Here is a 13,537-nt window from a genome sequence, read left to right on the forward strand (position 1 = left end):
CGCCAGGGTCAGATCGACCCTGGCGGGCTCTTCGGATAGTGGCGCCCGAAGCCAGGGTGAGCCGGAGGCCGCGGCGGTCCTGTGCGCGATCCTGGACTGGGTGGGGCTCCAGGCGCGCCCCTCGGCCGGGTGCGGTCAGTACTGCCGGTCGTACCAGCAATCGGCGCAGTCGCCGGTGCGCCCGTGGGGGCATTTGTCGGGCTGTCGCCGAAACCGGGCCGTCAGCACGGCGGCCGCCGCCAGAACGGCTACGATTCCGATGCCGTAGAGAAGGTCGCCGGTGAGGTTACCCGGAAGATGCATCTTCCGGGTATACTACTTTGTGGGGTCTCTGCCAGCCGTCCCCGCAAAGTCGCCGCCATACGGTCTGAGAAGGGGCTGGTGCGGGCCGCCCATGCCGTGACCCGGCGCGCGGGCGCCCCGGAGCACAGGCAAACCATCGGCGGTGCGGATGGCGAAGGCGCACGGCTCCCAGGAGGTTCCGTCCTCGGGATCCGCCGAAACCTCTGAAATGCCCGCTGTGTCTGAGAGGACGATGGTGGGTGATGTAGGGTTCGAACCTACGACCCGCTGATTAAGAGAACCCGTTCCCGGCCTTTCCGATCACCGCCGATCGCACGCCAGAGCGCGATGCAAGCAATTGATGTGATTGAATATTTTCGTATGGCGGCGTAGATTTTCGGACGTTCTCGCAGGCGCCCGATGTTGACCTGAACGGAAGACTTTACCGTTCTAACGCCGTTCTAGGGCCCCTCGAAAACGCCGTTCTAATGGCCTTCGAGTTAGCAACATGCCCGACCTCCGACTGGCGCTCACCGACAAGAACCTGATCGGTCTTCCCTTCGCCGCGACCGGCCAGTACCGCGCCCGCGACACCGAGCTCGGCGGCTTCTTCGTTCTGGTGGGAAGCCGCACCAAGAGTTTCATGATCCAGGCCGATCTGCGGATCGACGGCGTGCGCCAGAGCGTGCGCATGAAGGTCGCCGACGTCGGCGACATCCCCGCGCGCGACGCCCGCGCCAAAGCCAAGACGCTGCTCGGGCGGATCGCCGGCGGCGAGGACCCGCGCCCGCCGCGCGCCGAGCCGGTCAAACCGCCCGAGCCTTCGAGCGCGATCCCGACGCTGCGCGAAGCGTGGGACCGGTTCCGGACCTCGCACCTCGAACGGAAGAACCGGAGCAAGGCGACCGTCCGGATGTACCGGGACCATATGGAGCGGCTGTTCGCCGATTGGCTCGACTGGCCGCTGTCGAAGATCGGCGACGAACCGCGGCTCCTGGCCGACCGTCACGACAAGATCTCCGCCGACAACGGACCGGCGATCGCCAACGGAGCGATGCGCAGCTTCCGCGCCGTCTACAATCACGCGCGCAAGACCTGCCGCGCCCTGCCGGCCGAAAACCCTTCGCTGGCCATCGACTGGAACCCCGAGCAGCGCAAGGACACCGCCATGGGCGTCGCCGACCTGCCGGCGTGGTTCGCGCAGCTCGCGGCCATCCCCAATCCGATCCGGCGCGAATATCACCTTCTGATGCTGCTCAGCGGCTCGCGCCCTGAGGCGTTGAAGGCCGTCCGCATTGAGGACCTGAACCTGCGCGACCGCGTCATGCATATCCGCGCGCCCAAGGGCGGGACCGCCAGGGCCTTCGACATCCCGCTCTCGCGCGCGATGATGGAATGCATCTTCCGCCTGCGCCGGATCGGGCCCGTCATCTATCCGCGAAGCGGGCGCGAGTGGCTGTTCCCGAGCGACAGCCCCAGCGGCCACATGGAAGAGCACAAGGAAAAGCGCACGGTCCTCAGCCATTGGGGCAACGACCTGCGCCAGACCTTCCGGACGATCGGGCAGGCCGCCGAGATCTCGGAGGTCGACATGCACCTGCTGATGAACCACTCGCTGCCCGGCGTGAACTCCGGCTACATCACCCGCTCCAAACTGATGCGCGACCACCTTCGCGGCGCGCAGGAGAAGCTCTCGACCTTCATCCTCGCCGGCGTCGTCGGGCGCGGCCGAACGGCACCGCCCGAGCTCACGCGCTGGCTGAACAGCACCAGCAGAATGCTGCTCGATGATCTCCTGAGCGAGCATCCGGACACCGCGAGGCTGAAGGCGGGGCCGCGCGCGGCGATCCGGCGGCTCGAGGTGCAGGCCGCGCGCGTCGCGACGCACGCCTTGCCCGGCGTTTTGATCGACGCGCCAAGCCGGCGGCGGCGGCTGCGTGAGGGGGGCGGCAACGTCCGCTCCTGACTCAAAGCGGCGGTTGGCGTTGTCGTTGCCTGGCAGCCCTGGCATCGAAGGCGCCGCCGTCAGGCCCCTACAGGTGAAACCGCTGATCGGCGCATCCGACTCTCGGAATGGGACCGCCAATCTGTTTCCTTCTGTTGCGAGGCCGCTCTAGGCTCAACTGGAAGCCGTAAGGGCCCGAGTCTTGTGCCACTCTGAATGTGGCTCACCGCCGATCGTGAACCGCTATGTCCAAGCTCGATATCGCCGAACAGCCGTCCTGGGTCAGCGAGCCACCCAGCGGCGTCGTGCCGGATCCGCCTGTTGCGCCGCGTCAGCCGCGTTTGCCTCTCGGTGCGCTCGGTTGGGAGGATTTCGAGCGGCTTTGTCTTCGGCTAGCGGAGATCGACGGAGAACCCGAACATTTCCAGATTTTCGGGACAGCGGGTCAGGAGCAGGGCGGGATCGATATCCTGGTCAGGCACCCGGGCGACGACCGCTATGTCGTTTGGCAGTCCAAACGTTATGCGAAAATGACTCCGGCGCGTCTCACGAAGGCTGTCGATCGCTTCCTCGCGGGCAGCTGGGCCGCAAAATCCAGCCGGTTCGTCCTCGCCACAAGCGCCGACATGACGCCGACCGAACTGGCGCTCGCGATTGAGGGCCAAGCCATGAGGCTGGCTGAAAAGAACGTGATTCTGGATGTTCGCGACGTCGTGAAATTGTCGAAGACGTTGAAAGTCCACCCCCGGATCGTCGACGACTTCTTTGATCGGCCCTGGACCGAGAAGTTCTGTGGCGCGGCGGCAGTCCAGAGCTTGGAAGATCACCTCCCGAGGGGAGACTATTCCCGGCTCAAGCAGAGCCTTTTGAATGTCTATGAGGCGCACTTCGCGGCCGTAGACCCCGGGGTTTTACGGGCGTCGTCAGCGACCCTGCGGCCGCCGACCGCGGTGCCTCTACGAGCGCGCTATGTGCCTCACGACCTGCTCGCGCCGTCGGAGACAACACCCGAGCCGCGGGGCGGCCGTCATCTCGAGCCGGATGGGCAGGAGGGGCAGGAGGGCGAGCGTCGGACCCGCTCGGGCTCTTCGGACGCCACGTCGGTCCGAGAGCGACAGCGGATACCGCTTGAGATGTGGGCGGGAAGCGCCAGCGCGTCAATCGTTCTGGGTCCGCCGGGAGCCGGCAAGAGCACGCTCCTGCGCTATCTCGCTCTCGACCTCTTGTCCGAGACGCCTCGTGTCCAGTCGATGCGCGAGGCGTGGTCGGGCAGGCTGCCCGTATGGGTGTCCTTCCCATATTGGACTCGTCTCATCGAGAGCGCCGTGCCCCCTGCGGATATCTCCTTGGAGGCCGCGGCGGCGGCGTGGCTGACGGCCCAGGGGCGCCCCGAGATCGTCGGCCTCATTCGGCGCGCGCTCCGAACCGGCCGGGCCGTCCTGCTCGTTGACGGCGTTGATGAATGGAGCGGTGAGACCGCGGCGGACACGGCATTGGGTTTGTTGAACGCCTATGTCGCCGTGCAGGATCTTCCCGCGATCGTAACCAGCCGCCCGCACGGCGGACGGCTGCTCGGCAGCCTCGACGCCCGGTGGGCGCGCTACGAACTTGCGGGCCTCACATCCCCGCAACAGGTCGAGTTCGCCAGCGCATGGCTGGAAGCGCCTATCGCCGACGTGGGCAGCGGCGTGTCCGATCCCCGGTCACTGGCCCGGGCGCGGGCGGAACGTATCGTCGCTGACATCGGTCGTTCGGCAGAGATCGCGAGCCTAGCGACTATTCCCCTGATGCTCGGCGGTCTTCTCGCGCTGGCCCTCGACGGCGCCGGGCTGCCCCGAAATCGCTACGCCGCCTATCGGGAGCTGACCGTACGGCTGCTTGAAAGCCATCCACGGGCGCGCGGCAAAGCCGCCTTGGCGCAGACCAGCGGCGGCGATCTGGATATTCCGATGCGTCGGAGAATTCTGGGAGCACTGGCGTTTCACATCCAGGAAGGCGGCCGCGCCGAAGCTGGCCTCGACGCGATCAGCACGGAGGCCGCCGTCAGGTTTTGCGCAGACCGCATTGTCGAGTACTTGGGGGTTTCAGAGGCGGACGCCGCTGCGGGCGCGCGTCGGTTGATCGCCGTTGGCGAGGAGTCCCTTGGGATTCTGGTCGAGAAGTCGCCATTGACGGTGGGCTTCCTCCATCGAGCCTTCCAGGAGTTTCTGGCGGCCAGTCATCTCAACGCCCAGGACCTCGTCGCCCAATGCGAGCTCTTTTCTCGTTGGGCGGGGGACCCCCAGTGGCGGGACGTATTGTTGTTCACCGCCCAGGCCGCGACACGTGAAAGCGATGTCGAGCGCATCGTCGAGGCGATCGACGCCGGCGCCTGTGCGGATCCCGCCATAGACTGGTCCCGGGAACTTCTGCTGTGCGACATCGCCTTTTCGGAGGTCGTTCGTTCCTCGACGCTGACACGACGGCTGGCTGAACGGTTCTTCGCGGCCGTGGAGGCTCGCCCCTTTGAGGCCCAGCGCGTCGAAATCCTGCAGGGCGTGATTGCGGGCTTGGGCTCGGAGCAAACAGCTCTTCTAGTGCGTCCCCGCCTGTCGCTCTGGTTCCCGAAGTGGGCCGACTGGAACCACCTGGATGCGATCCGGCTGATCGCGAAATGGTCAGAGCCCGAGGTCGATGATGTGCTTTGGCGGTGCCTCTACGACGACCGGCTGGAACACGCCGTAATGGCGGCCTCCGGCTTGGCGCGGCGACACCAGGCCGATGAAACCTGGCGAGAGCGCTTTGCTGAGCTTGCCCGCGACGCCACACGGTCCAGCGTCGTTGCGGCGGCTGTTGCAGGGCTCGTCGCCGGCTGGCCGGGCCATGATGAGACCAACGAGGTCGTGGATCGCGCCGCCGGCTCGCAATCCCGGATTATTGCTCTGGCCGGAATCGAAGGTCGCGTTTCGCTCGGCCGTCCCGAGACGGCCGATCGCGACCGACTGGTACATTGGATGCTGAGCGAGGAGATCGCCTACGATGGGGCGATACCCGCTCTCCTGGCCCGGGGGTGGCGAGACTGGGACAGTTTGCGGGATATCTTGCTGACGGATCGCCATAGCTGGAGTCGCGATCCCGCGTTGGCAGTCGCCATTGAAACCTTCCCTGGCGATGATGAGATCGCACGTGTTCTGGTCGAACTGTTGGGCCGGCAAAAGGGATTCTTCGCCTTCCACGGCCACTGGCGCCAAATCCGCGAGCATTTCTCCGGGCATCCGATCCTGGCCAGAGCGCTTGAAGACAGACTGGACAGCGTCGAAGATGATTTCGGCCTTGCCAATGCGGCCTATGTCGGGCGCAGCGAAGCTTTCAAGGCCAAGCTCCTGTCTCGGCAGCTTGAGCGATCTTACCTGGATTTTTGGCTTGTCGATGCACTCCTCGATCTCTGGCCTCACGACCGGGGCGTTCAAGAGGTTCTGCAGAAGCTCGTCGACTGGGATGACGACCAGTTGTCCGAAGTCGCGCATCGTCTGCCGGAAATCATGGCAGACAAAAAGGCCTGTCGCACGCGGCTGATCCGCCTTCTGAAAACGCGCAAGGGTGGCCGGCACGGGCGCGCCGACCGGATCCTCAAAGGTCTGATGGCGACCGGGCCCATCGCTGATGACCCTGAAATCCTGCAAGCCGCCCTAAAGCTTGACAAGGAGAGCGATTATTTCTGGTCGGGACTAAACACGGCAGCGATCATCGAAGCTTTCAAGGAGGCTCCCGAAGTCCAGGCATTTGCGACACAGGCTCTTCACACGGCCGCGGGACTGACGGGCGTGGTCGCCCTCTGCCAGGGTCACATTCCGCAAATGCGGGCCGAAGTGTTGAAAGTCTCGGCACCGTTGCCTGACGCGCTCCGAATGACGGTGGTCGAGGCGCTCCGCGACCGGGCGGTAGACGACGACTATGCGATGGACCTTCTCGTTCAGGCGCAGAAGGAAAGCGAGGAAGACGTGTGCACCGCAGCGCTGATCGCCGTTGCAGAATGCCGGCAGTCTCGCGCCGACGTCAACGATGACTATGTCGCCTTCCTGTCTCGCGAGCTCCTCGCCATCGGCGGTCGTATGGCCGGCCGGCGGCTGGGCGGCGTCGCGGCGCTCGGGATCATAGGCCGGGGGGATCTCGTCCAGGCCGCACGGGAGTCCAAAGACGGCTGGGAAGTGCAGTATCTCTACAGCTGGCGTGACTACGGTGCGGCCTTCGGGGCCTTGGCCAAGGCCTGGCCGACCCTCGCGGCCGCGCTGGGCGATCCTTCGGTGAACACCGCGCTCGGCATCGACGATGAGATCTTCCTTACCGAAATGGCGCCGCGCCTCGCCGCCAACGAGGCGGGAAGGGAAGCGGTGGCCGAGGCGGTGGAGCGCCAGTTGCGTCTGGCCCACCCCCGACCGGCGGTCCTTGCGCTTCGCGCCCGCGAGCGGACGGGGCGCGGGGCGCTGAAAACCGTTTGCCTCGATCTGCTAAGCCGCGGCGGGGGGAGCTGGAATCAGATCGAGTCTGTGTTCATGGCGGCCCGCATTCTCGCCGAGGACTTTCATGATGACCCGGCAGTCTTCCAAAGGATCGTGGACCTCAGTCACGACCTTGGTTCGTTCGGCGCGATCGCGGCGCTGAGCGACGGTTGGCCGGAGTCGGAAGTATTCGCTCACGTCTTCTCCCGGCTTGTCGCGCTCGGCGGGGAGGCGGGGCCGGAGCTTTCGATGACCGCGGTGGTCATGAAGGTGACGATGGCGGGCTCCCGGCCCGAGCGCGTGGTGCGGGCGCTGCGGGAGGCGTCCAACACACTCAAGGTCGAGATCTGGGACGGACTGCCCTATTGGTTGCCCAGTGCGGTTCGTCGACTGCAGCGGGAGCCGGCGATCGCAAGCGAGCTGATGGCTGTTCTCAACTGTGAGCCGACCGCGGGGGAAATCCTGACCCTCGTCTCCTTGATGGCCGCGGCCTATGGCGTCACGCCCGACCTTCGGCGCTGGGTGGATGCGGCGATTTCACGACTGCGTCTCGAGCCCGTCGCTTCTACAGGTGTGGATCTCTGGAGAAGCCGTCCAGACACGCCGGTTCGCCAGCGGCTCGTCGAGATTCTTCGCGATGGGGTCTGACCAGCTTGGGTTAAGTCGGGCGGCCTCCAGTACCTCGTGGATGTGTTGTCCACGCCCGCCGCCGACGATCCCTTGGTCAGGGCCTTCGCAGGCCTCATTCGATCATAGATGAGGGGCCGCCAAACCACGGCGTCCGGCGGCCCGGATGGATTTCGCATACCGGTGGTTGACTCGCCGGGCCGCGGCCGATGAACTCGAAGGTTGAGAGGCTCCGTCCATGAAACTTCTGACCTGCGCGATGACTTTCGCGGTGCTGGCCGTGCAGGGCAGCCCGCCCAGACCCGGGCAAATGCCTCGCGTTCTGATCCGCCCCCCCCAACTGACGGAGCATGTGCGGTCTTCCGTCGAGGTCAGCGGCGAAGGCTTGGTCGGACTCTCGGGGCCAAATGCGGCCGGCCGTTTGCGGAACACTGAAATCGAGGTCGGGGGCCTGCGACCGGCTGATCGATTCGTGTGCGTCTTCATCGAGAGAGCGTCCGGACTTTACGCCGCCGAGTTCGTCGCGCCCAACACCGGTCATTCCTCGAGGATGCGCTTTTCGCTGGAGGCCCGGGTCTTGCGCAGGAGCGGGGCGCGATTTGGAGAACTCGCGGTGTCCGCCCAGGGATCAGCGACCGCCGACTGTCGAGGGACGAGCGGATTTCTTAGTACGCGCTGGGTGGGACAGCCCCGTGATCGACTGGCTCTGCTGGTGAATTCGGAACAGACCAACTATGTGGCCGCCTCGGCGCGGGGTCAGCCGGAGACCGCGTGTACGCCGCTGCGCGATGCGGTAGGGGCGCCGGTCGTCGGGCGGTCCTTCGACCGGGTTTGCACCGTGCCTGAGCCGCGGTGTGGCGAAGCGATGACTGTAGCGGTCTATCGCCGATATCACGGAACGGCGTTGCCCACGATCAGGACGACGATACGTGGCGCGTGTTAGTCGGGTCCGGATGCGGTTGAGCCGTATCGCCAGACTGGGCTGGGTCAGCCCGGGGCTTGTATTCTCGGCTACAGCCGTCGTCGACATTCTGTTGCTGGGGTTGGCGCTGGCAGTCGCTGCGATGCCCCGCACGGCGACCTTCGTCGTCGAAGCGGTGACCGAGCGTGTCGACCTTACCGTATTGGAGGGAGATCGTCCGCCCGCCTGGCTGGCGCTCGGACGCATCGACCTGCCGCCTTCCGTCCCGGGTTGTCCGGCGCCGGCCCTTGTTCTTCCCAAGCTGCTGCGGGCGCCGCTGCAGATCGTCTTCGATCACGTCGACGGGCAAACGATTTCGGGTGAGCTTGTGGGCGGCGGGGGAAGCGGGCTGGAAATCTTCTGTGGCAGCGGGAAAGCGTTGGCGATGCCCCCGACCCTGTCCCTGACCTGGTCAGGCGAATTGCCCACCCTCAATATCGATGGTCGGACCGTCGTCGGGGCCGTGCCGACGCCGGCCGCCACGAATCTGCGGCTTCTCAGAAGCGGGACGATTTCGGTCGAGTCCTCCTCACGCCCCTTCCGGTCGGGCTTTGTTCGCACGGAAACAAGACTGGCGATGGGCGACGAGGTCCGCGTCTTCGACGCGGCGGACCATCTCGGCGAAGCGGTCGCCCATGGCGTGCTCCGGTCCGGAACTGACGGCTTGTCGCTGATGGTTCGTGCGCGCGGCGATCACGCCGAAATTTCCAGGGTCGGCCAGAACCAGGCGGGGGTCGCCGTCGTGGCCCCGACCTTCTGGGACAAGGTCAGGGCGCAATCGGAATGGGGCATCGTCCTCTTTTGCGGAGCTGTGATGCTCAATCTTCTCGCCGCGGCTCAGGCTTTCGCCGCCCGGACTCCCTCAGAGCCATGAAACGCCTCGCCTCCGCCCTCTTCGTCGCAGCGCTTTACTGGGCGGGCGCCTTATCCGCGTCTGCCCAGACAGAGGCCTCAAGCCCGATCATGATCCGCAGCCCCGACGGGCGAGGCGCCTTCGGCCAAGGCATGGCCATCCGCGGGCGTAGCGAATGCCTGATCGTCACCGTCGCGCACGTTCTCGCGGGAGCGTCAGAAGTCCAGATCTGGACGGACGACGGCGTGGGTCGAGCCGAAACGGTCTATGTCGATCCCGATATCGACTATGCGCTGTTGCGTCCCGTCGACCCGATCGCGACCTGTCCCGCTCCGCCAAGCACCGTCGCCGTCGAGCGTGCCTTGAGTGTGGCCCTTGGCCACACTTGGTTCCGCGTCGCCAGTGGCTCGCGTCTGACCCGCGCCGTCGTCCTCGCAGCCCTGGACGATCGGACCGTCAATCTCTCGGCGAGCGACAGTCTGAGGTCGGTTCAGCGCGGCATGAGCGGAGCGCCCGTGATCTTCGATCGCGTGCCGGTGGGACTGGTTCGCACGGCCGAGGAGACGGGCGGGCAATCCGTGGCGAGCGTCCTGCGTCTGGATTACATCGCCAAACTGGCGGGGACGCGCCTGAGTCCGCCCGATCCGCCGTCGGCGGCAGAGTCGGCGGCGGCCGGCCGCAATGCCCGCGCCCAGGCCCAGGACCGCTCGGACATCATCCTGGCCGGCGCGGGCCTCTTCAGCTGGCCTGTCGTTGCGCGCGAGGTTCATGCGACAGGCGCGGCCTACCCAGCCAATTCGGGAGGGCTTCTTCTCGGCGTCGGGGAGGGAGAGACGGTCACGGCCGCGGCCGCGGGAACGGTGGCCTATGTCGGTCACCTCGATCCCTATCCCGGCAAGGTCGTGTTGATCCGGCATTCCGACCAATTTTTCAGCGCCTACGCCAATCTGGATCAGGTGTTCGTCGATACGAGCTGGTCTGTCCGGAGTGGAGACGGCATCGGGACCGTGGTTTCCGGGGCCGGGCAACCGGATGCCGTCTATTTCGAGATCCGTTACCAGGCGCCCGGCTCGGAAGACTGGACCCCGGCTCCCGTCCTCGATCTTCTGGGCGAAGCGGTCGTCTCGCCGGGAAGCGGATCCCCGTTGCCGCCCCCCCTTGTCGCTCCCCGACTGGACGGCAGGCACATCATCATGATCGATCCGGGGCATGGCGGCCGGGATCCGGGCGCGACCGGCGCTTCGTCGCGGGAAAGCGACGTCAATCTCGCCTTTTCACTTGAACTCAAACGAAGACTAGACGCGCGACCCGGCATCGAGGTGATCCTGACCCGGGAGACGGAAGTGGAAGTGCCCTTGTCGACCCGGATCAGCCTCGCCGGTCGGGCGTTCGCCGATATTTTCCTGTCGATCCACTTCGACGCGGGCGAGCAGGCCGAGTCCCGCGGGTCCAGCGTCTATCTGGGCACCCCGGCCCAGACGACCTGGAAACTGCGGACCGAACATGCCGTCACCGCCCTTTTCGGACCCGGCATCGCGTTCGGCGGCGGAGACGGACGGCGGTTTTCCGATCTTGTGATCAAAGAGCTTGAAGAGGCCGATATCCCCACGCTGAGCAATCCCCAGCGAACCGCAGCCCTGACGCTTTCGACCTATCCGATCGGCGTCTTCGCCCTGCTGGAGCTCGGCTTCATCACCAATGAGGGGGATGAAGCCCGGCTCGCGGATCCGGTCCGGCGCGCCGTTGTGGTCGAGGCGGTCGCGCGCGCGATTGAGGCGCATTTTGCCGAAGCGGACGACCTGGATCGGCTGACGCAGGATGCGAGACTGGACCTGGGGCCGGATGCGAAGCCGCTCGACCCGGAGATCGACCTGGGCCCGTAGCGAGGGCCAGCACCGGGATCGCCTCGGCTCTGAGTACCCAGGAGGAGGGGAGCGGTCTCGCGTCAGGGATCGGTCCGGACCTGGGACGCGCGGGACGGGCACGCCAAGGCGACCAGGAAGCGGACCTTGGCCATTTCGTGGTGGCCGCGCCTCGGGCCTGCCTGGCGCTGAAACTCTAGCCGGCGGACGTGCTTTCGGCCGCAGCTGCCCTGTTGATGGCCTCGGCCAGACGGACCGCTGCTCTCGCGAGCTGTTCGCGAACGATCGGCGTGGCGCCGTCGACATAGGCTTGGCTGATCTGACCCCCGTTCGCACGTCCCTGGTCGGCCGCCGGCGGCGTCACGAGGTTTGGGTAGGCGTAGGTCTTGCTGATCTGGAAACTCTCCAGGGCCCATTGTTCCACCGACTGGCCCCGCCATTCGGCGCCGTGGGCGCGGATGAGATCGCGCACCTCGCCGAGCCGCTCCTGATCGGCGCCGACCGCCGCCGTCACCAGATCGCCGTCCCACAGGGCGTGGAGATTGCGCGCCCGTCCGCCGGGGAGGGGGGTGATCTGGACGTCGTTGCCGCCCTTGTCGCTATTCTCGCCGACATGAAGCGGTTGGTGGACGTCCTCAATGAAATGGGCGAGCTGTTCGAGCACCAGCAATCGCGAGAGATCTGAAAGCCCGGGATTGGCGAGATCGATCTCTGCTCGGCGGATCGCGCCGGTCACGCAATCGCCGTCGATGCAGAAGAGGCCGGTCGGAGCCGGGCGAGATATCGGCGTGTTCACGTAGTGAAGCGTGCTCATGTAGTCGAAGCTGGCCATGTGTGCGCCCCGAACGCAGTCGGCCCAGGTCGAGGCATCGGCCAGAGACGCGACGGGGCAGGCGGTTGCGCCCTCCTGGCCCGGAGACTGGGCGACCAGTCGATCCACGAGCGCGCGCCCCCGCGGGGTCAGCTGCTCGTAGGCGAGATCGCCGATGAGCCTGTGGCCGGCGCCGCCCCAGGCCATGGCCGGCGCCGGCAGGAGGAGGCAGGCGGCTACAAGGGCTGCGACAGTTCCGCCGAAGGTCCGGGCCATTTGGGGTCTCTACAGACAGGTGAGGGAAGTTTGGATGTAGGGGATTCTGATGACGGTTCAGTTTCAGCGTCCGACCTGTCCCGAGGCTCCAGCGGTCTCAATCCGTCAGGTCCAGCGACCTGTCGAGCATCAACTGGTAGAACCAGTTTTGATGAAGGTCCTTGCGGGTCTCGACGATGTCGGGCGGACCGGCGCGTTCGAAGATGGCGTAGCAGAGCTCATCGTCGTCGTGACTTGCCCGGTAGGCGATCCCGTCCAGATTGGCGGGATGATGAAACAGCGCCGCCGACCATTGCTGGGCGATAGCGTAGGGCGGCGCGCCGTGGGTGACGGCTGCCGTAGCCCCCAGAGGCGAAAGCCCGCGCCCGTGCAACATCGCCAGCTTCAGCGGACGCGGCCACGAGAGGGTGGCATAGGCCTTTGAGGCGATGAAGTCCCTGGCCAGCAGTTGAAGACCCGGGTTCCGCTCAAAGGACTCCGCAAAAGCGCCCTCAACCGCCGCCGCGACGTAGGTCGTGCCGTAGCTCCCGTCGGGGGCGTTCAGCCGGCCGAGATCCGACGTGTCGAAATAAACAGGCCCGAACGCACCATTGTGAAAACGGTGCAGGAGAGCGCCGGCCGGGACTTCGATGATCAGCGGTGTCCGCGAGGCGAGGTTCGCCGGCGGTTTCGGCGCGGTCACGCGCCCTGGACGCCGATCCGACGGGCGGATTCGACAACGCGCGCCACATCTCCGGCCTTGAGGACGTCAATGGGCCGCGCGCCGCCCAGGGCGCTGTCCTTGTTGACGAGAAAGCTCAGCAACATCCACGGACTTTTGCTCGGAAAGGCCCTGGTCACGGCTTTCAATCCCTCCACCACGGATCCGTCCGATAGAAACTGGATCACCGGATAACGACGACGGTTGGAAGGACCCGGTACCGCAAGCACCGAGCCCTCGCGAACCCGTTTGGATACGGCCTGAGACGTCACACCGTTCATGAGCTCGCGAACCTGCTCCAGTTCAAAGGCTCCCTCGGCCTTCACCAGATCCTCGTTGCGACGTTTGACGCCGCGGGCCAGCAACTGCGCTTGCGCACTGGGCTCATAGGCCGAGGCGTCCGGGTCCGGCGCGACGCCCTGCGCAGCCTCTCTGCTGGCCTGGATGATCTCGAAGTGGACAGGTCCGTCCATATGGGTCACGGCCTCTCGCGCCTCTGCGCTTTCGAGGATCAGCCCAAACCGCGCGCCCTTCGGAAGCGCGTGCGTGAAGGTAACCATGCCGTCCAGCGCCTTGCCTGTCGCGAGGTAAACCGTCCCGGACACCAGGTTTCCATGCTCTTCGGATCGGGCGCTTCGCACGCCCTTGCGGATAGAGGACGGTTTTGTGGTCATCGAGGCTGGCATGGCGGGCTCCCTAGATCTCCATCTGGGGGCACTATCCTCCTTTTTCAACAGGAGGA

Annotated in this window: 8 protein-coding genes; 4 read left to right on the top strand and 4 right to left on the bottom strand. The window is 65.9% G+C overall.

Annotated features, from left to right (window positions below):
• Positions 1 to 135: 135 nt before the first annotated feature.
• Positions 136 to 303 carry a hypothetical protein gene (locus tag ACW172_RS14480; protein WP_492032139.1) on the bottom strand — a complete coding sequence of 56 codons (168 nt, stop codon included), beginning with the start codon at positions 301 to 303 and terminating at the stop codon, positions 136 to 138.
• 487 nt (positions 304 to 790) lie between these two features.
• Here ACW172_RS14480 and ACW172_RS14485 point away from each other — a divergent pair, with 487 nt between their 5' ends.
• The 4 genes from ACW172_RS14485 to ACW172_RS14500 all read left to right on the top strand — a co-directional run bounded on the left by ACW172_RS14485 (position 791) and on the right by ACW172_RS14500 (position 11,029).
• On the top strand, positions 791 to 2,248 hold the full coding sequence (locus ACW172_RS14485) for a tyrosine-type recombinase/integrase (protein WP_492032140.1): 1,458 nt from the start codon (positions 791 to 793) through the stop codon (positions 2,246 to 2,248).
• A 224-nt stretch (positions 2,249 to 2,472) separates the two neighbouring features.
• Positions 2,473 to 7,353, top strand: a complete 4,881-nt coding sequence (locus tag ACW172_RS14490) for an NACHT domain-containing protein (RefSeq protein WP_492032141.1) — start codon at positions 2,473 to 2,475, stop codon at positions 7,351 to 7,353.
• Positions 7,354 to 8,291: 938 nt separating this feature from the next.
• Positions 8,292 to 9,167, top strand: coding sequence for a hypothetical protein (locus ACW172_RS14495; protein ID WP_492032142.1), 876 nt, complete (start codon positions 8,292 to 8,294; stop codon positions 9,165 to 9,167).
• On the top strand, positions 9,164 to 11,029 hold the full coding sequence (locus tag ACW172_RS14500; protein WP_492032143.1) for an N-acetylmuramoyl-L-alanine amidase: 1,866 nt from the start codon (positions 9,164 to 9,166) through the stop codon (positions 11,027 to 11,029). Before ACW172_RS14495 ends, ACW172_RS14500 begins: the two co-directional genes overlap by 4 nt.
• A 175-nt stretch (positions 11,030 to 11,204) precedes the next feature.
• Here the strand turns inward: ACW172_RS14500 and ACW172_RS14505 are convergent, their stop codons facing one another.
• The 3 genes from ACW172_RS14505 to ACW172_RS14515 form a co-directional block, all read right to left on the bottom strand.
• Positions 11,205 to 12,095 carry a S1/P1 nuclease gene (locus tag ACW172_RS14505; RefSeq protein ID WP_492032144.1) on the bottom strand — a complete coding sequence of 297 codons (891 nt, stop codon included), beginning with the start codon at positions 12,093 to 12,095 and terminating at the stop codon, positions 11,205 to 11,207.
• Between the two features lie 97 nt (positions 12,096 to 12,192).
• Positions 12,193 to 12,777 carry an RES family NAD+ phosphorylase gene (locus tag ACW172_RS14510; RefSeq protein ID WP_492032145.1) on the bottom strand — a complete coding sequence of 195 codons (585 nt, stop codon included), beginning with the start codon at positions 12,775 to 12,777 and terminating at the stop codon, positions 12,193 to 12,195.
• The gene (locus ACW172_RS14515) at positions 12,774 to 13,481 is read right to left on the bottom strand and encodes a hypothetical protein (protein ID WP_492032146.1); all 708 of its coding nucleotides are present in this window, start codon (positions 13,479 to 13,481) and stop codon (positions 12,774 to 12,776) included. Before ACW172_RS14515 ends, ACW172_RS14510 begins: the two co-directional genes overlap by 4 nt.
• Between the last annotated feature and the right edge of the window lie 56 nt (positions 13,482 to 13,537).

This window comes from Brevundimonas sp. ALps5, assembly GCF_058681645.1.